This window comes from Rhodococcus spelaei, assembly GCF_006704125.1.
In the GTDB taxonomy this organism is placed as follows: Bacteria; Actinomycetota; Actinomycetes; order Mycobacteriales; family Mycobacteriaceae; genus Rhodococcus_G; species Rhodococcus_G spelaei.
Genome location: NZ_VIGH01000006.1, coordinates 36,614 through 52,947, shown reverse-complemented (window position 1 = coordinate 52,947; position 16,334 = coordinate 36,614). Strand labels below are relative to the sequence as shown.

Genomic DNA, 16,334 nt, shown 5'->3' with positions numbered 1-16,334 from the left:
GAGGTGAGGTTGTCTAACGGCTCGCGTACACTCGACAACGGCCGCATTCGCGGTCCGAATCGATTGTTACTCATTTTCAGGCACATTTCTGCTGCCGTACGGCGCCCCTTCGGCGCCGACGAACAGCCATCACGTGCCCTGGCTCGTCTCTTTGCGTGCTGCACGACAGCTCGCGCTCCGCGACGCGCCCGACGTCCGGAGAGGTAAATCCGCGTGACCAACGCTGTCCACATGTCTTCTGCTGCCCAAGACGAGGCCACACTTCCGTCCCCCGACGAGGCTGCAACCACCGCGCCCGCCGAGGCCGTCGACGAAACCCCCACGATCACCTTCGCCGAGATCGGCCTGCCCGCGCCGGTCGTCGCCGCGCTGGCCAAGAACGGCATCACCGTTCCGTCGCCGATCCAGGCGATGTCCGTGCCCGACGCCATCGCGGGCCGCAACGTGCTCGGTCGCGCACAGACCGGCTCCGGCAAGACTCTCGCGTTCGGGTTGCCGATGCTCGCGCGCCTCGCGCAGCACGAGGACCGACCCGCCCCGAAGCGCCCGCGCGCACTGGTGCTGGTGCCGACCCGTGAGCTGGCGGTCCAGGTCGTCGACTCGCTGTTCCCCTACGCGTCGTCGGTCGGGGTGAACGTGCGCGCCGCCGTCGGCGGAATGCCCTTCACCAAGCAGGTCGAGCAGCTGCGACGCGGCGTCGACATCCTCGTCGCGACCCCGGGCCGGCTCGGCGACCACCTGCGTCAGGGCACCTGTGTGCTCGACGACATCGAGATCACCGCGCTCGACGAGGCCGACCAGATGGCCGACATGGGCTTCCTGCCGGAGGTTCGCTCGATCCTCGGCGCAACCCGGCCCGACGGCCAGCGCCTGCTGTTCTCGGCGACCCTGGACCGCGAGGTGCAGTCGCTGGTGCGTCAGTTCCTGCCCGACCACGTCCAGCACTCCACCGAGGACGGCCGCGCGAGCGTCGACACGATGGAGCACTACGTGCTGCTCGTCGAGCGGGGCCAGAAGGACGTCGTGCTCGCCGAGATCGGCGCACGTGACGGCCGGACCATCATGTTCGCCCGCACCAAGCTCGGATGTGAGGGCATCACCGATCGTCTTCGCGCCGTGGGTATCCCGGCAGAGGCGCTGCACGGCGGCAAGGCACAGAACCAGCGCACCCGGGTGCTCGAGCGGTTCAAGAACGGCCGCACTCCGGTGCTCGTGGCCACCGATGTCGCCGCCCGCGGCATCCACGTCGACGGCATCGACCTGGTCGTGCACGTGGACCCGCCGGCTGACCACAAGGACTACCTCCACCGCGCCGGCCGGACCGCGCGCGCAGGCGAGAAGGGCACGGTCGTCGCGATCGTGCTGCCGAACCAGCGACGTCTGGTGCGCAAGCTGACGGGCATGGCGGGCGTCGACGCCACCGCTGTGAACGTCGCTCCGGGTTCCGAGGAACTGGCGGCCATCACCGGTGCGAAGGCGCCGAGCGGAGAGCCGGTGCGCGAGCAGCACTCCCGCGGTGAGCGCTCCTACGGCGACCGTCCGCGGCGGGACGGCAGCGGCGGCTACGACCGTCCGCGTCGCGACGGCAGCGGCGGCTACGACCGTCCGCGTCGCGACGGCGGTGGCGGGTACCGCGGACAGTCGGGACCGCGCGGGGATCGTCCGCAGCGCAGCGAGGGCGGGTACCGCGGCTCCAACGAGAACCGCTCCTACGGCGACCGCCCCCAGCGCAGCGAAGGCGGGTACCGCGGCTCCAACGAGAACCGCTCCTACGGCGACCGCCCCCAGCGCAGCGAAGGCGGCTACCGCGGCTCCAACGACCGCCCGCAGCGCACCGAGGGCGGGTACCGCGGCTCCAACGACCGCCCCCAGCGCACCGAGGGCGGCTACCGCGGCTCCAACGACCGCCCCCAGCGCACCGAAGGCGGCTACCGCGGCTCCAACGACCGCCCGCAGCGCACCGAGGGCGGGTACCGCGGCTCCAACGAAAGCCGCTCCTACGGCGACCGCCCCCAGCGCAGCGAAGGCGGCTACCGCGGCTCCAACGAGAACCGCTCGTACGGCGACCGCCCCCAGCGCAGCGAAGGCGGCTACCGCGGCTCCAACGACCGCCCGCAGCGCACTGAAGGCGGCTACCGCGGCGATCGGCCGCAGAACTCTGACCGGAGCAGTGGGTCGGGCGGTTTCCGTAGCCGGACCGAGCGACGCTCCTACGACGGGTTCGACGGACCCCAGCGTGGCCGCTGACCTACCGTGATCCGATGCCACCGCCTGCACTGCGCAGGCGGTGGCATCGTCGTTCCGGACCTCTCTGCGTGGTCACCGGGACCGGCAACCACGCCGCCGAGTCCAGCTTGCGAGACCTGAACTTTCGTTCCCCCGGCGGGCAGGGAAAGGTGTAGGTCATGACAGACAACACCTCTGCCCCCGCACGGGCCCAGATCGGAGTCACCGGACTCGCCGTCATGGGCTCGAACATCGCCCGTAACTTCGCTCGTCACGGACACACGGTTGCCCTGCACAACCGCAGCGTCGCCAAGACCGACGCCCTGATCGCCGAGCACGGCAGCGATGGCGACTTCGTCCGCACCGAGTCCGTCGAGGAGTTCGTCGGTGCGCTGCAGAAGCCGCGCCGAGTGCTCATCATGGTCAAGGCCGGCGAGGCGACCGACGCGGTGATCGAGGAGCTCGCCGCAGCGATGGAGCCGGGCGACATCATCATCGACGGCGGAAATGCGTTGTACACGGACACGATTCGGCGCGAGGCCGCCTTGCGTGAGCGCGGACTGCACTTCGTCGGCGCCGGCATCTCGGGCGGCGAGGAGGGCGCGCTCAACGGCCCGTCGATCATGCCGGGTGGACCGAAGGAGTCGTACGCGGCACTCGGCCCACTGCTCGAGTCGGTTGCCGCTGTCGTCGACGGCACACCGTGCTGCACCCACATCGGCCCCGACGGTTCGGGCCACTTCGTGAAGATGGTGCACAACGGCATCGAGTACGCCGACATGCAGCTGATCGGTGAGGCGTACCACCTCTTCCGCGACGCGCTCGGCTTCGACGCGGGGCAGATCGCCGACGTGTTCACCGAGTGGAACGCAGGCACGCTCGAGTCCTACCTGATCGAGATCACCGCCGAGGTGCTGCGGCAGAAGGACGCCAAGACCGGCAACGCCCTCGTGGACGTGATCGTCGACGCCGCCGAGCAGAAGGGGACGGGCCGCTGGACTGTCAAGTCCGCCCTCGACCTCGGCGTTCCTGTGACCGGCATCGCCGAGGCTGTCTTCGCCCGCGCGCTGTCCGGCTCCCGCGAGCAGCGCAAGGCCGCGGTCGGCCTCGCGTCCGGCGCGCTCGGCGACAAGCCCAGTGACGTCGCGCAGTTCACCGAGGACATCCGCGCGGCGCTCTACGCGTCGAAGATCATCGCGTACGCGCAGGGCTTCGACCAGATCAAGGCCGGCAGCGTCGAGTACAGCTGGGACCTGAAGCCCGCCGACCTTGCCACCATCTGGCGCGGCGGCTGCATCATCCGGGCCCAGTTCCTCAATCGCATCAAGGAGGCCTACGACCAGAACCCGGAGCTTCCGAGTCTGGTACTGGCCCCATACTTCCGCGAGGCCATCGAGACCGGCATCGACAGCTGGCGCCGCGTCGTGGCGACCGCCACGACGCTGGGCATCCCGGTTCCGGGGTTCGCCTCCTCCCTCTCGTACTACGACGGCCTGCGCGCCGAGCGACTGCCCGCTGCGCTGACCCAGGGGCAGCGCGACTACTTCGGCGCTCACACCTACGAGCGCATCGACGGTCCCGGCAAGTTCCACACCCTCTGGAGCGGCGACCGTTCCGAGATCGAGGCGTAGCACTCCCGGCAACAACTCAGCGCTCCCAGGCAACTCCGATGGTCTCCCGTCGTGAACGTATCCGTCACGACGGGAAACCATCGGTGCACCGAGGGCCCGCCCCTCCCCTCGTGGCATCCGGTAACCGCAGGTTCCGATCCACACCGCGCCCCTCAACTGCCGATAAGCTGCCTTATGACATTATTCCTGGCGAGGGGCACGGAACTCGATCCGATCAGGCCACGATCCGCCCGCCCGGCGGTGGCCCGAGCAGCGGCTGCACGATCGTCGAACTGATCGCTCCCTCCCACGGCAGCCGCCCCTGACAGTCCGCCCACACCGCCTGCACCGCGCTCACCTGCCCCTGCCCGTACAGTCCGACGGCACTGAGCAGCCACGACTCGCATTCGCGCACCTGAACGAGGAACAGATCGAGGCCGCCCGCGGAGATCCGCTCCCCCGGCTCCAGATGGTCGCCGTGCCACATCCGGTGGCCGAGTTCGTTGAGGACCACCGCCGACTGGTCGGCCACCCGCCCGGTGAGTACCACCTCCGGACAGTCGATCTCGGTCAGTCCGACGGTGTAGCAGAAGGCCGGGTGAACACCCCGGTCGTCGATGGCGGACTCCACGTACTGCAGCGCCCACCCGCACCGGTCGATGGTGTGCAACATCGCTCGCCGGGCCTGCTCCGGCGTCATTCCGTCACAGATCTCACACATGGTGGCCCTCCCAGAAGTCGAATGTATGTTCGACTTCTCATCATGCACCGGACCACCGACAGGAATCGGCCAGGGCGGGGTGACCTGGCACCGACCTGACGTCCTCGCCGTCAGCCAGGATGTGTTGCGGCTGCGAGATCGACACCGAGATCCGGGTAGTCTCGACCTGCGCGGACCCGTTCCTCACGATCCGGCGCCGATCATCGGAGGCAACCCCGTCATGTCCACTCCCGCCTCGACCGGGCCCACCTTCGCGGCCCTCGGGCTGCCACCGCTGCTCGTGCAGTCCCTGAACCGGGAGAAGATCACCGCCCCGTTCCCGATCCAGGCCGCGACCATTCCCGACATCCTCGCCGGCCGTGACGTCCTCGGCCGCGGCCCCACCGGGTCCGGCAAGACGCTGGCCTTCGGGCTGCCGATGTTGGTCCGACTCGCCGGGGCGCCGAGTGCGCCGGGTCGCCCCCGCGGCCTGGTGCTCGCGCCGACGAGAGAGCTTGCGGCGCAGATCGAACGGGCCCTGGACGAGTCGGCGCTGGCGCTCGGCCTTCGCCTCGCCGTCGTCTACGGCGGTGTGCCCACCAAGAAGCAGGCGCAGCGGCTTGCGCGCGGGGTGGATCTGCTCGTCGCGACGCCCGGACGCCTCGCCGACCTGATCGACCAGGGCGCCGTGTCGCTGCAGGACGTGCGCGTGACGACGATCGACGAGGCCGACCACATGGCCGAGATCGGCTTCCTCCCCCAGGTGACCACTCTGCTCGACCGCACTCCTGCAACCGGTCAGCGGCTGCTCTTCTCGGCCACCCTCGACGGCGAGGTGGACACGCTGGTCCGCACGTACCTGCGTGATCCGGTGACGCACGCGACCACTGCGGCGGCCGCGGTGGTCGAGGGCACCGACCACCACATGCTCTTCGTCTCCCGGACCGACAAGCAGGCCGTCGTCGCGGAGATCGCCGCGCGGGCAGGCCGGACAATCCTGTTCGTGCGCACCCAGCACGGCGTGGACCGGGTGGTCGAGCAGTTGCGTTCGGTCGGGGTCGTGGCGGGCGCGCTGCACGGCGGCAAGTCGCAGAACTACCGTACCCATGCCCTCGCGGCGTTCACCTCGGGCGAGACGCCGGTGCTCGTCGCGACCGACGTTGCCGCCCGCGGCATCCACGTCGACGACATCTCCCTCGTCGTGCACGTGGACCCTCCCGCCGAAGCGAAGGACTACCTGCACCGAGCCGGCCGTACGGCGCGGGCCGGCGAGACCGGCACCGTGGTGACACTGGTGACCGAAGACCAGCGCGCGGAGGTCGCCGCGCTGACTCGCAAGGCGGGCATCGACCTGGTCGGCGTCGACGTGCGCCCCGGGCACCCGCGACTGACCGCGCTGACCGGTGCGCGAGCGCCGAGCGGCGTGCCGGTCCCCACCCCGACCGCATCCGTCCCGACGCCGACCGCCGAGAGCAAGCCCTCCCGGCAGGGCGACCGACGCAAGCGACCCGGATCGACGACGGTGCGCGGAGTTCGCGGTGGATCGCGCGGCGGTCGCGGCGCGGGAGCGAGCGGAGGCAGGCGCCGAGGAGGAAGCTGACAGGCATGGACCTGCCGCTGCTCGCCATCGCGCTCGCGCTCGTCGGGGCACTGCTGTTCGCCGTCGGCTCGGTCTTCCAGCAGAACGCGGCCGCCGGTGTCTCCGAGGACGACGCGCTGCTGGGCGAACTGATCCGCAGTCCCCGCTGGTGGGCCGGACTGCTCGGCGACGTCGGCGGGTACGGGTTCCAGGCCGCCGCACTCGGTCTCGGCTCGGTACTGGTCGTGCAGCCACTGATCGTGAGCACCCTGCTGTTCGCGCTGCCCCTGTCCGCCAGGTTCTCCGGGACCCGGATGACCGGGCGCACCTGGGCCACCGCGATCGCCCTCGCCGTCTCACTCGCGGTGTTCCTCGTCGTCGGCGACCCGACCGAGGGTGACGACTCGGCGACGCTGCGGCACTGGGTGATTCCACTGGCTGTCCTCGCCGGACTGTGCGTCGTCGCGGTTGCGGTGAGCGCGGCCCGGATCGGGCCCGGCCCGCGCGCGCTGCTGCTCGGATTCGCCAGCGGCGCGCTGTACGGCGTCGCAGTCGCGATGACCAAGCCGGTGATCACGAACTTCGACCACGGCCTCGGCGCGGTCCTCACCGACTGGGTGACCTGGGGACTGGTCGTCGCGGGAATCGGCGGTTTCTACCTGCAGCAGCTCGCCTTTCACGCCGGATCACTCGCCGCGTCGTTGCCCGCGATCACCATCGGGGAGCCGTTGGTCGCGGCCTTCCTGGGGTTCACGGTCCTCGGTGAACGCCTGCGCGTCGCCGGGCCCGGCATCGCGGTGATCGTCGTGGCGGTGATCGTGATGATCGTGACCACCGTGGAACTCTCGCGCTCGCAGGCCCGCTCGACCCCCGGCGAGCCGGCCGCGGACCCGGTAGCGTCCTGACACGTGCGCTTCCTCGACGATCAGCAGCCGCCCTACGACCTGACCTACGACGACGTGTTCCTGGTTCCGAACCGGACCGAGGTGACCTCTCGGTTCGATGTCGACCTGACCACCGTCGACGGGTCCGGCACCACGATCCCGATCGTGGTCGCGAACATGACCGCGGTCGCCGGCCGGCGGATGGCCGAGACCGTCGCCCGGCGTGGCGGCATCGTGGTGATCCCGCAGGACGTACCGGCCACGGCGGTCTCGGAGACCGTCGGCTGGGTCAAGGCAAGGCACCTGGTCGCCGACACCCCCGTGATCCTCGGCCCCGACGATTCCGTCTCCGACGCGTTGGCGCTGCTGCCCAAGCGGGCGCACGGCGCCGTGGTCGTCGTCGTGGACGGCCGCCCGGTCGGGGTGGTGACCGAGGCGGCCTGCGCGGACGTCGACCGGTTCACCCGTCTGAGCGCGGTGGCGGTGTCCGACTTCGCGACCGCCCCGGTCTCGGCATCCCCGCGCGAGGTGTTCGAACTGCTCGAGTCCCGGCACGATCCACTCGCGGTGATCGTCGAGGACGACGGCACCCTCGCCGGGGTGCTCACCCGGACCGGCGCGATCCGCGCCGGCATCTACGAACCGGCACTCGACACGGCCGGTCGACTGCGGGTCGCAGCCGCCGTCGGCATCAACGGCGACGTCGCCGCCAAGGCGGCCGCCCTGGTCGAGGCGGGCGCGGACGTACTGGTGATGGACACCGCACACGGGCACCAGCAGAAGATGCTCGACGCCCTGTCCGCGGTCGCCGCACTCGACCTCGGCGTCCCGATCGCCGCCGGCAACGTGGTCTCCGGGGCCGGCACCCGCGACCTGATCGCTGCGGGCGCGAGCATCGTCAAGGTCGGCGTCGGACCCGGCGCCATGTGCACGACCCGGATGATGACCGGCGTCGGCCGTCCGCAGTTCTCCGCGGTCGCCGAATGCGCGGCGGCGGCAAGGGAACTCGGTGCACACGTGTGGGCGGACGGCGGCGTGCGTCACCCGCGGGACGTGGCGCTGGCACTGGCCGCGGGCGCCTCCAACGTGATGATCGGGTCCTGGTTCGCCGGCACCCACGAGTCTCCCGGCGACCTGCGCTACGACCAGTCGGGCAACGCCTACAAGGAGAGCTTCGGCATGGCCTCGAAGCGGGCGGTCGCCGCGCGCACCGCCACCGACAGCGCCTTCGACCGGGCCCGCAAGGGACTGTTCGAGGAGGGCATCTCGCACTCGCGGATGCGGTTGGACCCGGTCCGACCGGGCGTCGAGGACCTGATCGACCACATCTGTGCCGGCGTGCGCAGTACCTGCACGTACGCGGGCGCGCGGAACATCGAGGAGCTGCGGGACAAGGCCGTGCTCGGCGTGCAGTCCGCGGCCGGCTTCGCGGAGGGCCGGCCCCTGCCCGCCGGTTGGTGACGACGCCGCAACGTTCCCGGCCCGTCGGCCCAAGAGGACATAACGCCCGCTGCCGGTAGAATGATGGTCTCGACGCAACAGTGCGCCCGGTTTGCCGTACCCATCTACAGCTTCGGACAGTCCGTGTCCCGGACACCCGAGGCCGACGGGACGGCCGGGGTGGGTCAACCCGATCCGCCTCCCCCGGGCACGACAGGAAGGAACAAGGTGCCTGAGGCACCCACACTGGAGCCCGCCGGCTCCGCTCATTCCGGCGACGCCGAATCCGGCGACGGGGCTTCCACTTCGGAGGGCTCCTCTACCGAGCCGGGCGACAAACCCGGCGCTCCACACGATTCCCACCCCATCCCATCTCGAACCCCGAGTCGGGGGCGATAGACGATGCAGATCGCACTCACCGTCGTCAGCCTGATCGGCTTTCTCGCCCTGACCGCGGGCACCGCCCTGTTCGTCGCTGCGGAGTTCTCGCTCACCGCTCTCGAACGCAGCACCGTCGATGCGCACGCGCGCGGCGGCGACCGGCGCTCGCGCCAGGTCCAGCACGCGCACCGCACCCTGTCCTTCCAGCTGTCGGGCGCGCAGCTCGGCATCACCATCACCACACTGATCACCGGTTACATCGCAGAACCGGTGCTGGCGAAGTTCATCACCCCGATCCTGTCCGCGATGAACGTCAGCGAGTCGGTCGCCTCAGGCATCTCGCTCGCGGCCGCGCTGATCATCGCGACATCGCTGTCGATGGTCTTCGGTGAGCTCGTCCCGAAGAACCTGGCCATCGCACATCCGCTGGGCATCGCCCGGTTCACGGCGGGAGCGATGGCCGGATTCTCGAAGGTGTTCAAGTGGGCCATCAACGGTCTCAACGGCACCGCGAACTGGGTGGTGCGCCGGCTCGGCATCGAGCCTGCCGAGGAACTGCGATCCGCGCGTTCCCCGCAGGAGCTCGGGTCCCTGGTCCGGATCAGCGCCCGCCGCGGCGCCCTCGACCCGGCCACCGCGCTGCTGGTGGACCGCTCGTTGCGGTTCGGCGAGCGCAGCGCGGAGGAGCTGATGACGCCCCGCGTCAAGATCGAGACCCTCGAAATCCGTGACACGGTGGCCGATCTCATCGACGCCGCGTCCCGTACCGGCTTTTCCCGGTTCCCCGTCGTCGACGGTGACCTGGACGACACGGTCGGCGTCGTGCACATCAAGCAGGCGTTCGTGGTGCCGACCACCGGCCGCGCGACCACCCCGCTGATCGCGCTCGCGCAGAAGGTGCCGGTCGTCCCGTCCAGCCTGGACGGCGACGCGGTGATGGAGCAGGTGCGCGCCGACGGCATGCAGGTCGCGCTCGTCGTCGACGAGTACGGCGGTACCGCCGGCATGGTGACCATGGAGGACCTGATCGAGGAGATCGTCGGCGACGTCCGGGACGAGCACGACGACCCGGAGATCGAGGTGCAGCGCAGCGGCGACAGCTGGATCTGCTCGGGCCTGCTGCGCATCGACGAGGTCAGCCGCGCCACCGGGTACGCCGCGCCGGAGGGCGAGTACGACACCCTCGGCGGGCTCGTCCTGGCGCACCTGGGCCGGATCCCCGAGGTCGACGACGAGGTCGTGCTGCCGAACCCGGCGGGCGACGGTCGCCCGGACGCGCACGGCGGCTGGATCGCCCGCGTCACCGGTATGGACGGCAGGCGCATCGACCGCGTGTCCCTGACCCCGGTCCCGGCCGAGGAGATCAGCAAGCACGCGGCCACCGCGTCGACCGACACCGAGGAGTCCACGCATGGGTGACCTGTTCGCTGTCCTGCTCGCGGTGCTGTTGCTGGCCGGCAACGCCTTCTTCGTGGCGGCCGAGTTCGCCCTGATCTCCGCCCGCCGCGACCGCCTGGAGGCACTCGAGGCGCAAGGCAAGAAGCGGGCCCGCACCGTCATTCGCGCCGGCGAGCACCTGTCGCTGATGCTCGCGGGCGCGCAGTTGGGCATCACGATCTGTTCGATCCTTCTCGGTCGCGTCGGCGAGCCGGCGATCGCGCACCTGATCGAGAAGCCGCTCGACCTGTTCGGCGTACCCGACACGCTGCTGCACCCGATCGCCTTCACGGTCGCACTGGCGTTGGTCGTGGTGCTGCACATCCTGCTCGGCGAGATGGTTCCGAAGAACATCGCCATCGCCGGTCCGGAGCGCAGCGCGATGCTGCTGGTGCCGATCCATCTCGGCTTCATCAAGATGGCCAAGCCGCTGATCGCGTTCTACAACTGGTGCGCGAACTCCATCCTGCGTCTGATGCGGGTGGAGCCGAAGGACGAACTCGACACCACCGTCTCCGCGCTGGAGCTGGCGGAGATGATCGGCGAGTCGCGTTCTGAGGGCCTGATCGACGAGGAGGAGCACCGCCGACTCACCCAGGCGCTGCACACCACCGACCTCACGGTCGCGGATGTGTCGATCCCCCTGTCCAAGGTGCACACGGTGCCGCTGACCGATGCGGGCACCACGCTCGGCGACGTCGAGCGTGCGGTCGCCGAGACTGGTTACTCACGTTATCCGGCGCTGCTGGCGGACGGCACGATCGCCGGCTACCTGCACCTCAAGGACGTGCTCGACGAGGTGCTCGACGAGTCCGCGGGACCGGACACGATGATCCCGCGCTCGGACGTGCGACCGCTGCCGCAGCTGCGGATGCAGATGCCGCTCGAGGAAGCGCTGTCCACCTTGCGGCGGGCCAGCAGTCACCTCGGTGCCGTGGTCGACGCCGACGGCATCACCACCGGCATCGTCGCGCTCGAGGACCTCGTCGAGGAGTTCGTCGGGACCGTGCGCGACGCCACGCACCGCGTCGACGATGCGGTGCCGGGGCAGCGGACGCCGTGACGGTGACGGACTCGGCAGTCTCGGGCGGTCCACTCGTGCTCTCGCAGGCCGAGTGGACCGCCCGCCGGGACGCACACCGGGAGCGGGTGGACGCGCTGATCGGCCCGCACGTGTCGCGGCAGACCCGTGGCGAGAAGCACCCGGTGATCGACTTCCTGTTCACCTACTACAGCCTGCGCCCGACCCAGCTGCGGCGCTGGCATCCCGGGTTCGGGGTGCGCCTGACCGGTCCGGCGGCGCGTGAGTACTGGGAGTACTCCGGTTACCGCCGGTGCGAGGACGGCGCCGCCGAGCCCGACCCGCGGTTGCTCGGCCAGCGCCGTTCCATGGCTGAGTTCACCGCACGACTGCTCGCCGGCACCGCCGCGCGGCCCGCACAGCTCGGCTGCTTCGGCCTGCACGAGTGGGCGATGGTCTATCGCGGCGGCGAGCAGGCGGTCCGGCATTCCGGCACGCCGCTGCGGCTCGGTCCCGACGGCACGGACGCGGTGGTCGAGTCGATGAACCTGCGCTGCTCGCATTACGACGCGTTCCGGTTCTTCACCGCGGACGCGGTGGGCCGCAACGAGATTCCGCTGCGCCGCGAGGACCAGGCCGCCCGCGAGCAGCCGGGCTGCCTGCACGCCGGCATGGACTTGTACAAGTGGTGCTACAAGTTGGTCCCGCTGATCGACTCGGATCTGCTCCTGCGCTGCTTCGAGCTTGCGATCGACGCCCGCGAACTGGACATGCGGGCGAGCCCCTACGACCTGGCAGAACTGGGCTACTCGCCGGTGCCGATCGAGACGGCGGCCGGTCGGGCCGACTACGTGCGGACGCAGTCGGCGCTGGCCGAGCGGGCGGCACCGTTGCGAGCGGAGTTGCTCGAGCGCTGCCGGGTGCTGCTGGACGCCGCCGCCGACGGCGAATGACGCAGCCGCGCATCCCAGCCGGCGAGAACCGAACCGGATCAGGGTTCCATCGACGGCTACATTCGGGCCGAAACGACGGTTGTCTCTCGAATGAAGGCGGCACAGGTGAAGCTCACTGACGGACCCATCGACCTCGACGAGTTCGCGCGCCTCAAGGCGTTGTACGGCCCGCTCGCCGAATCGGTGCGCGAACTGGTCGACGCCACGATCCGCACCGAGGTCGACGACGAGGTGATCCGCGAAGTGCACGCCGAGATCGAGGCCGCCACAGCGAAATTGCGCGCGCGCCAACTCGACGGCTCCTTCGGGATGCGGACGACCGTCACGGGCGAGACCTTCTCCTGGGGCAACGCCAGTGTGGGACTGCGCAACGCGGTCGCGCCGCCACTGGTCATCGAGTCCGACGGCGCCGGCCGGTACTGGACGCAGGTGACGCTCGGTGCCGCCTACGAGGGCCCGCCCGGTCTGGTGCACGGCGGCGTCTGCGCGCTGGTCCTCGATCATCTGCTCGGCGTCACGGGCAGCGCGGATGCGCGGCGGCTGACGGGCACCCTGACGTTGCGGTACCGGCGGGGCACCCCGCTCGGACCGCTGCATGCCGAGGCCCGCGTGGCGAGCGTCGACGGACGCAAGGCGACGGTGCGCGGCACGCTCTCGGATGCCGAGGGCGTGACGGTGGAAGCGGAGGGGATCTTTGTCGCACCGGCGGCGTCGGTCTAACCGAACACTGGACACCGCAGTCCCCCGCACCTAGATTTCACACGGTGGTCCGGACAGCTGTCCAGGACGCCGACTGTCGGCATACCAGGGGGTTCGATGCGGTTCACGGTCGAGGACATCGACACGAGCGAGGTCGCGCGCCGAAAGGCCCTGTACGGTCCCCTCACCGAGGTGGTCCGGGAACTGATCGACGCGACGATCCGCACGGAGGTCGACGACGACACGATCCGCGAGGTGCACGCGCAGGTTCGGGCCGCGACCGACAGGCTGCGCGCCCGGCAGAGCGACGGACCGTTCGGGGTGCGGTTCACCAACGACGGCGACGGAATGGCCTGGGGCAACGCCGTGATCGGGCTGCGCAACGCGATCGCGCCTCCGCTCACCATCGCACGCGACCCGGACGGCACGCACCGGAGCCAGTTCGTGCTCGGCGCGGCATACGAGGGACCTCCCGGGCTCGTGCACGGCGGGATCTGCGCTCTGGTGCTCGATCAGATTCTCGGCATGACAGCGCTGGCGGGAGACAAGCCGAGTTTCACCGGGACTCTGACGTTGCGGTTCCGTCGCAGCACCCCGCTCGGGCCGTTGCGCGCGCAGGCCCGCGTGGACCGGGTCGAGGGGGTCAAGACCTTCGTCGTCGGGAGCCTGTCCGACGCCGACGGTGTCACCGTCGAGGCCGAGGGCGTGTTCATCCTGCCTGCGTGGGCACGGGAGTGACCGTGCCGCTCCGCCGACGCCGCCATCCGCACCGAGGTCGACGACGCGACCATCCAGCGGGCGCCCGCCGCGGCGCCCCACTCGGACCTCTTCGTGCCGAGGCATGCATCAGTCGGCACCAGGGACGCAAAACCGTTGTCGTCGGCACACTCTCGGATGCCGAGGGCGTCACCGCCGAAGCCGAGGGCGTCTTCATCGGCCCGGCCACCGCGAGCTAGTCACCGCGGTTCCGGAACCGTGGCCCGGGCGTACCAGGCCCGGGCGTCGAGCGAGAACGCCCCGGACGGGAGCGCATCCCGGCACGCGTCGCGCACGCTCGCCTGTTGTCCAGGGGGCAGTGACTGCAGGTACTGGCCGGTGGGCCCGACGCCGAAGGTGAACGGTTCCCAGAAGTCGTCGAAGTCGGTGTAGTCCGCGCGGGCTGTGAGAGCACCACCGACCACGTCGGCCAGTCCGGCTCGGCGGAAGCGTTCCGCGATGTCGCCTTCTGCGGTGCCGGCCATTGCGGACTCCCCCACCACCTCGGGGTCGACCACACGCGCAGCGGTCCAGAACAGTCGCAGCATTGCCATGCCGCCGGTGGCGATGTCCCACATGCAGGCGGCGACGGCGCCACCCGGCCGCGTGACCCGAGCCATCTCGCGCACACCCAGGTCGGGATCACTCATGAACCCGAGCACGAGACAGGACAGTGCGGCGTCGAATTCCCCACTCGCCCAGGGCAACTGTTCGGCGACGCCCTCCTGGATGTCGGCACCGGGATTACGCTCCCGGCAGGCCGCCACGAACTGCGGCGCCGGATCGATCGCGGCGACGTTCGCGGCGCCCACCCGAGCGACGAGTTCCCGGGTCAGGCCACCCGGCCCGCAGCCGACATCACAGACCCGACCGCCGGGTGACACGCCGACGGCGTCGACGAGCTCGACCGCGAGGGTCGGCGTGTAGCGCCCCATGAAGCGGTCGTACTGCTCGGCCGGTGCGGCAAACTGCATGGGTCCAAGTCCACCGGAAGCGGATGCACTCGTCAAGGGCGCGCGACCGGTGCCGGAGCCCCGTGGACTGAACGCGATCCTCGATTCCTGTCGGACCACCTCGCTACAATTCGAACATGCTTTCGACAGCGGGCGCCGGGCAGATGGAGCAACACCTTGCCGCCCTCGACGCCGCTGTCGAGGGCCTACTCACCGACGGGGTGTCGGGCTTGTCGGACGCCGACGTGGTCGAAACACTCCAGCGGATGGAGACCTCGCTTCGGAAGGCCGCGGCCGTCGGCCACCGCCTGATCGCCGAGGCAGTCCAGCGGTCGTTGCCCAGCCGACTCGACTGCAAGTCGATCAACGACCTGCTGATCAAGTCGCTGCGCATTTCCGCGGCCGACGCCACACAGCGGGCCAAGGGCGCCGATTCGGTCGGCATCTGGCGGAACCTGAACGGGGCAACGCTGCCTGAAACACTCCCCGCCACCGCTCAGGCGGTACGCGAGGGCGCGGTGGGGCCGGATCACGTGACCTCGGTCGCGAAGGTCATCCGCAAGGTCCCCGCCACAGTTGCCCGGGACAAGGCCGAGGTGGCCGAGCGGATTCTCGCGGAGTTGGCCCGGTCCTCCACACCCGAGGACGTCAAGAAGGTCGGCGCGAACCTCATCGCCCATCTCGACCCCGACGGCAATGCCCCCGACGAGCGGGAACGCGCACGCCGGCGCGGATTACGCATGGGCAAGCAGGATGAGGACCTCATGACGCCGATCTCCGGCCTGCTCGACCCGGAGACGCGGGCGCTGCTCGAGCCGCTGCTCGCGAAACTCGCACGGCCGGGCATGAACAACCCCGACGATCCCGGATCCCCCGCGGGCGACGTCGACTCCCCGACCCTCGACCGTGACGCTCTCGCCAAGGCCGCCGCCCGGGACACTCGCACGGTCGCACAACGCAACCACGACGCGCTGAGGGTGTCGCTCCGTCACCTGCTCGGATCTGGCGCACTGGGAAGTCACCGTGGCCTGCCGGTGACCGCGATCATCACGATGAGCCTCCAGCAGCTGGAAGAGTCGACTGGGATTGTCACCACCGCCTCGGGCGGCCTCGTGCCGATCAAGGACGCACTACGCATGGCCGAGCAGGCGCACCCCGTGCTCGTGCTGTTCGACCACAATGGCCGACCGCTGCATCTCGGACGCACCAAGCGTCTCGCCTCCGCCGATCAACGGCTCGCACTGTTCGCTGCGTCGCGTGGCTGCACCCGGCCCGGGTGTGACGCTCCGGCGACGATGACGGCCGTACATCACGTCGACGAGTGGAAGAACAACGGTCAGACGAACATCGACACCCTCGACCTCGCCTGCGACTGCTGCCACGCGCTGATCAAGGACGGCCCCGGCGGCTGGAAGACCCGTGTTGCACCGCCGGATTCCGAGAATCCGGGCCGCACCGAGTGGATCGCGCCCGCGCACATCGATCCCGAGCGCAGACCTCGGGTCAATCACCGCCACCACCTCGACGACATGATCGCCGAGGCACTCCGGAACGACCAGGCGCGCAAGGACGCGGAGTGGCGGGATCGGCACCGGAAAGGCGAGCGGCGCGGCGGAGGATCACGCGGAGACGACATGAGCGCGGCAAATGACGACGAGGCCCCGTGACAGCGGCCGAATTCTGTAGCGCGGAGCC

Annotated in this window: 13 protein-coding genes; 11 read left to right on the top strand and 2 right to left on the bottom strand. The window is 70.2% G+C overall.

Annotated elements, in window-relative coordinates:
- Positions 1-231: 231 nt before the first annotated feature.
- Positions 232-2,247, top strand: coding sequence for a DEAD/DEAH box helicase (locus tag FK531_RS14100; RefSeq protein ID WP_435531053.1), 2,016 nt, complete (start codon positions 232-234; stop codon positions 2,245-2,247).
- A 158-nt stretch (positions 2,248-2,405) separates the two neighbouring features.
- Entirely contained in the window at positions 2,406-3,857 is a 1,452-nt protein-coding gene (gnd, locus tag FK531_RS14095) for an NADP-dependent phosphogluconate dehydrogenase (protein WP_142100368.1), read from the top strand.
- Between the two features lie 214 nt (positions 3,858-4,071).
- Here the strand turns inward: gnd and FK531_RS14090 are convergent, their stop codons facing one another.
- Positions 4,072-4,557: a DUF4262 domain-containing protein gene (locus FK531_RS14090; RefSeq protein ID WP_142100366.1), complete on the bottom strand. Its 486-nt coding sequence runs from the start codon at positions 4,555-4,557 to the stop codon at positions 4,072-4,074.
- Between the two features lie 220 nt (positions 4,558-4,777).
- On the opposite strand from FK531_RS14090, the gene FK531_RS14085 reads away from it, so the two are divergent.
- The 8 genes from FK531_RS14085 (at position 4,778) to FK531_RS14050 (ending at position 13,668) form a co-directional block, all read left to right on the top strand.
- On the top strand, positions 4,778-6,136 hold the full coding sequence (locus FK531_RS14085) for a DEAD/DEAH box helicase (protein WP_142100364.1): 1,359 nt from the start codon (positions 4,778-4,780) through the stop codon (positions 6,134-6,136).
- A gap of 5 nt (positions 6,137-6,141) precedes the next feature.
- Positions 6,142-7,020, top strand: coding sequence for a DMT family transporter (locus tag FK531_RS14080; protein ID WP_142100362.1), 879 nt, complete (start codon positions 6,142-6,144; stop codon positions 7,018-7,020).
- 3 nt (positions 7,021-7,023) lie between these two features.
- Positions 7,024-8,460: a GMP reductase gene (gene guaB1 / locus FK531_RS14075; RefSeq protein ID WP_142100360.1), complete on the top strand. Its 1,437-nt coding sequence runs from the start codon at positions 7,024-7,026 to the stop codon at positions 8,458-8,460.
- Between the two features lie 381 nt (positions 8,461-8,841).
- A complete protein-coding gene (locus tag FK531_RS14070) occupies positions 8,842-10,239 on the top strand; it encodes a hemolysin family protein (RefSeq protein WP_142100358.1) in 1,398 nt (465 codons plus the stop codon).
- Positions 10,232-11,320: a hemolysin family protein gene (locus FK531_RS14065; RefSeq protein ID WP_142100356.1), complete on the top strand. Its 1,089-nt coding sequence runs from the start codon at positions 10,232-10,234 to the stop codon at positions 11,318-11,320. The genes FK531_RS14070 and FK531_RS14065 overlap by 8 nt, the downstream gene beginning before the upstream one ends.
- A gap of 2 nt (positions 11,321-11,322) precedes the next feature.
- On the top strand, positions 11,323-12,231 hold the full coding sequence (locus FK531_RS14060) for a 3-methyladenine DNA glycosylase (protein WP_142100354.1): 909 nt from the start codon (positions 11,323-11,325) through the stop codon (positions 12,229-12,231).
- Between the two features lie 90 nt (positions 12,232-12,321).
- Positions 12,322-12,951, top strand: coding sequence for a PaaI family thioesterase (locus tag FK531_RS14055; RefSeq protein ID WP_142100352.1), 630 nt, complete (start codon positions 12,322-12,324; stop codon positions 12,949-12,951).
- Between the two features lie 96 nt (positions 12,952-13,047).
- The gene (locus FK531_RS14050) at positions 13,048-13,668 is read left to right on the top strand and encodes a PaaI family thioesterase (RefSeq protein ID WP_142100350.1); all 621 of its coding nucleotides are present in this window, start codon (positions 13,048-13,050) and stop codon (positions 13,666-13,668) included.
- A 218-nt stretch (positions 13,669-13,886) separates the two neighbouring features.
- Here FK531_RS14050 and FK531_RS14040 read toward each other — a convergent pair whose 3' ends face one another.
- Positions 13,887-14,660: a class I SAM-dependent methyltransferase gene (locus FK531_RS14040; protein WP_142100348.1), complete on the bottom strand. Its 774-nt coding sequence runs from the start codon at positions 14,658-14,660 to the stop codon at positions 13,887-13,889.
- Positions 14,661-14,776: 116 nt separating this feature from the next.
- Between FK531_RS14040 and FK531_RS14035 the strand changes: the two genes are divergently transcribed.
- Positions 14,777-16,306 carry an HNH endonuclease signature motif containing protein gene (locus tag FK531_RS14035; RefSeq protein ID WP_246098155.1) on the top strand — a complete coding sequence of 510 codons (1,530 nt, stop codon included), beginning with the start codon at positions 14,777-14,779 and terminating at the stop codon, positions 16,304-16,306.
- The last annotated feature ends 28 nt before the right edge of the window (positions 16,307-16,334 follow it).

Excerpts from the sequence above, each read along its gene's own strand:
- FK531_RS14100 (WP_435531053.1), top strand. The coding sequence starts at position 232 with ATGTCTTCTGCTGCCCAAGACGAGGCCACACTTCCGTCCCCCGACGAG.
- gnd (WP_142100368.1), top strand. The coding sequence starts at position 2,406 with ATGACAGACAACACCTCTGCCCCCGCACGGGCCCAGATCGGAGTCACC.
- FK531_RS14090 (WP_142100366.1), bottom strand. The coding sequence starts at position 4,557 with ATGTGTGAGATCTGTGACGGAATGACGCCGGAGCAGGCCCGGCGAGCG.
- FK531_RS14085 (WP_142100364.1), top strand. The coding sequence starts at position 4,778 with ATGTCCACTCCCGCCTCGACCGGGCCCACCTTCGCGGCCCTCGGGCTG.
- FK531_RS14080 (WP_142100362.1), top strand. The coding sequence starts at position 6,142 with ATGGACCTGCCGCTGCTCGCCATCGCGCTCGCGCTCGTCGGGGCACTG.
- FK531_RS14070 (WP_142100358.1), top strand. The coding sequence starts at position 8,842 with ATGCAGATCGCACTCACCGTCGTCAGCCTGATCGGCTTTCTCGCCCTG.
- FK531_RS14065 (WP_142100356.1), top strand. The coding sequence starts at position 10,232 with ATGGGTGACCTGTTCGCTGTCCTGCTCGCGGTGCTGTTGCTGGCCGGC.
- FK531_RS14055 (WP_142100352.1), top strand. The coding sequence starts at position 12,322 with ATGAAGGCGGCACAGGTGAAGCTCACTGACGGACCCATCGACCTCGAC.
- FK531_RS14050 (WP_142100350.1), top strand. The coding sequence starts at position 13,048 with ATGCGGTTCACGGTCGAGGACATCGACACGAGCGAGGTCGCGCGCCGA.
- FK531_RS14040 (WP_142100348.1), bottom strand. The coding sequence starts at position 14,660 with ATGCAGTTTGCCGCACCGGCCGAGCAGTACGACCGCTTCATGGGGCGC.
- FK531_RS14035 (WP_246098155.1), top strand. The coding sequence starts at position 14,777 with ATGCTTTCGACAGCGGGCGCCGGGCAGATGGAGCAACACCTTGCCGCC.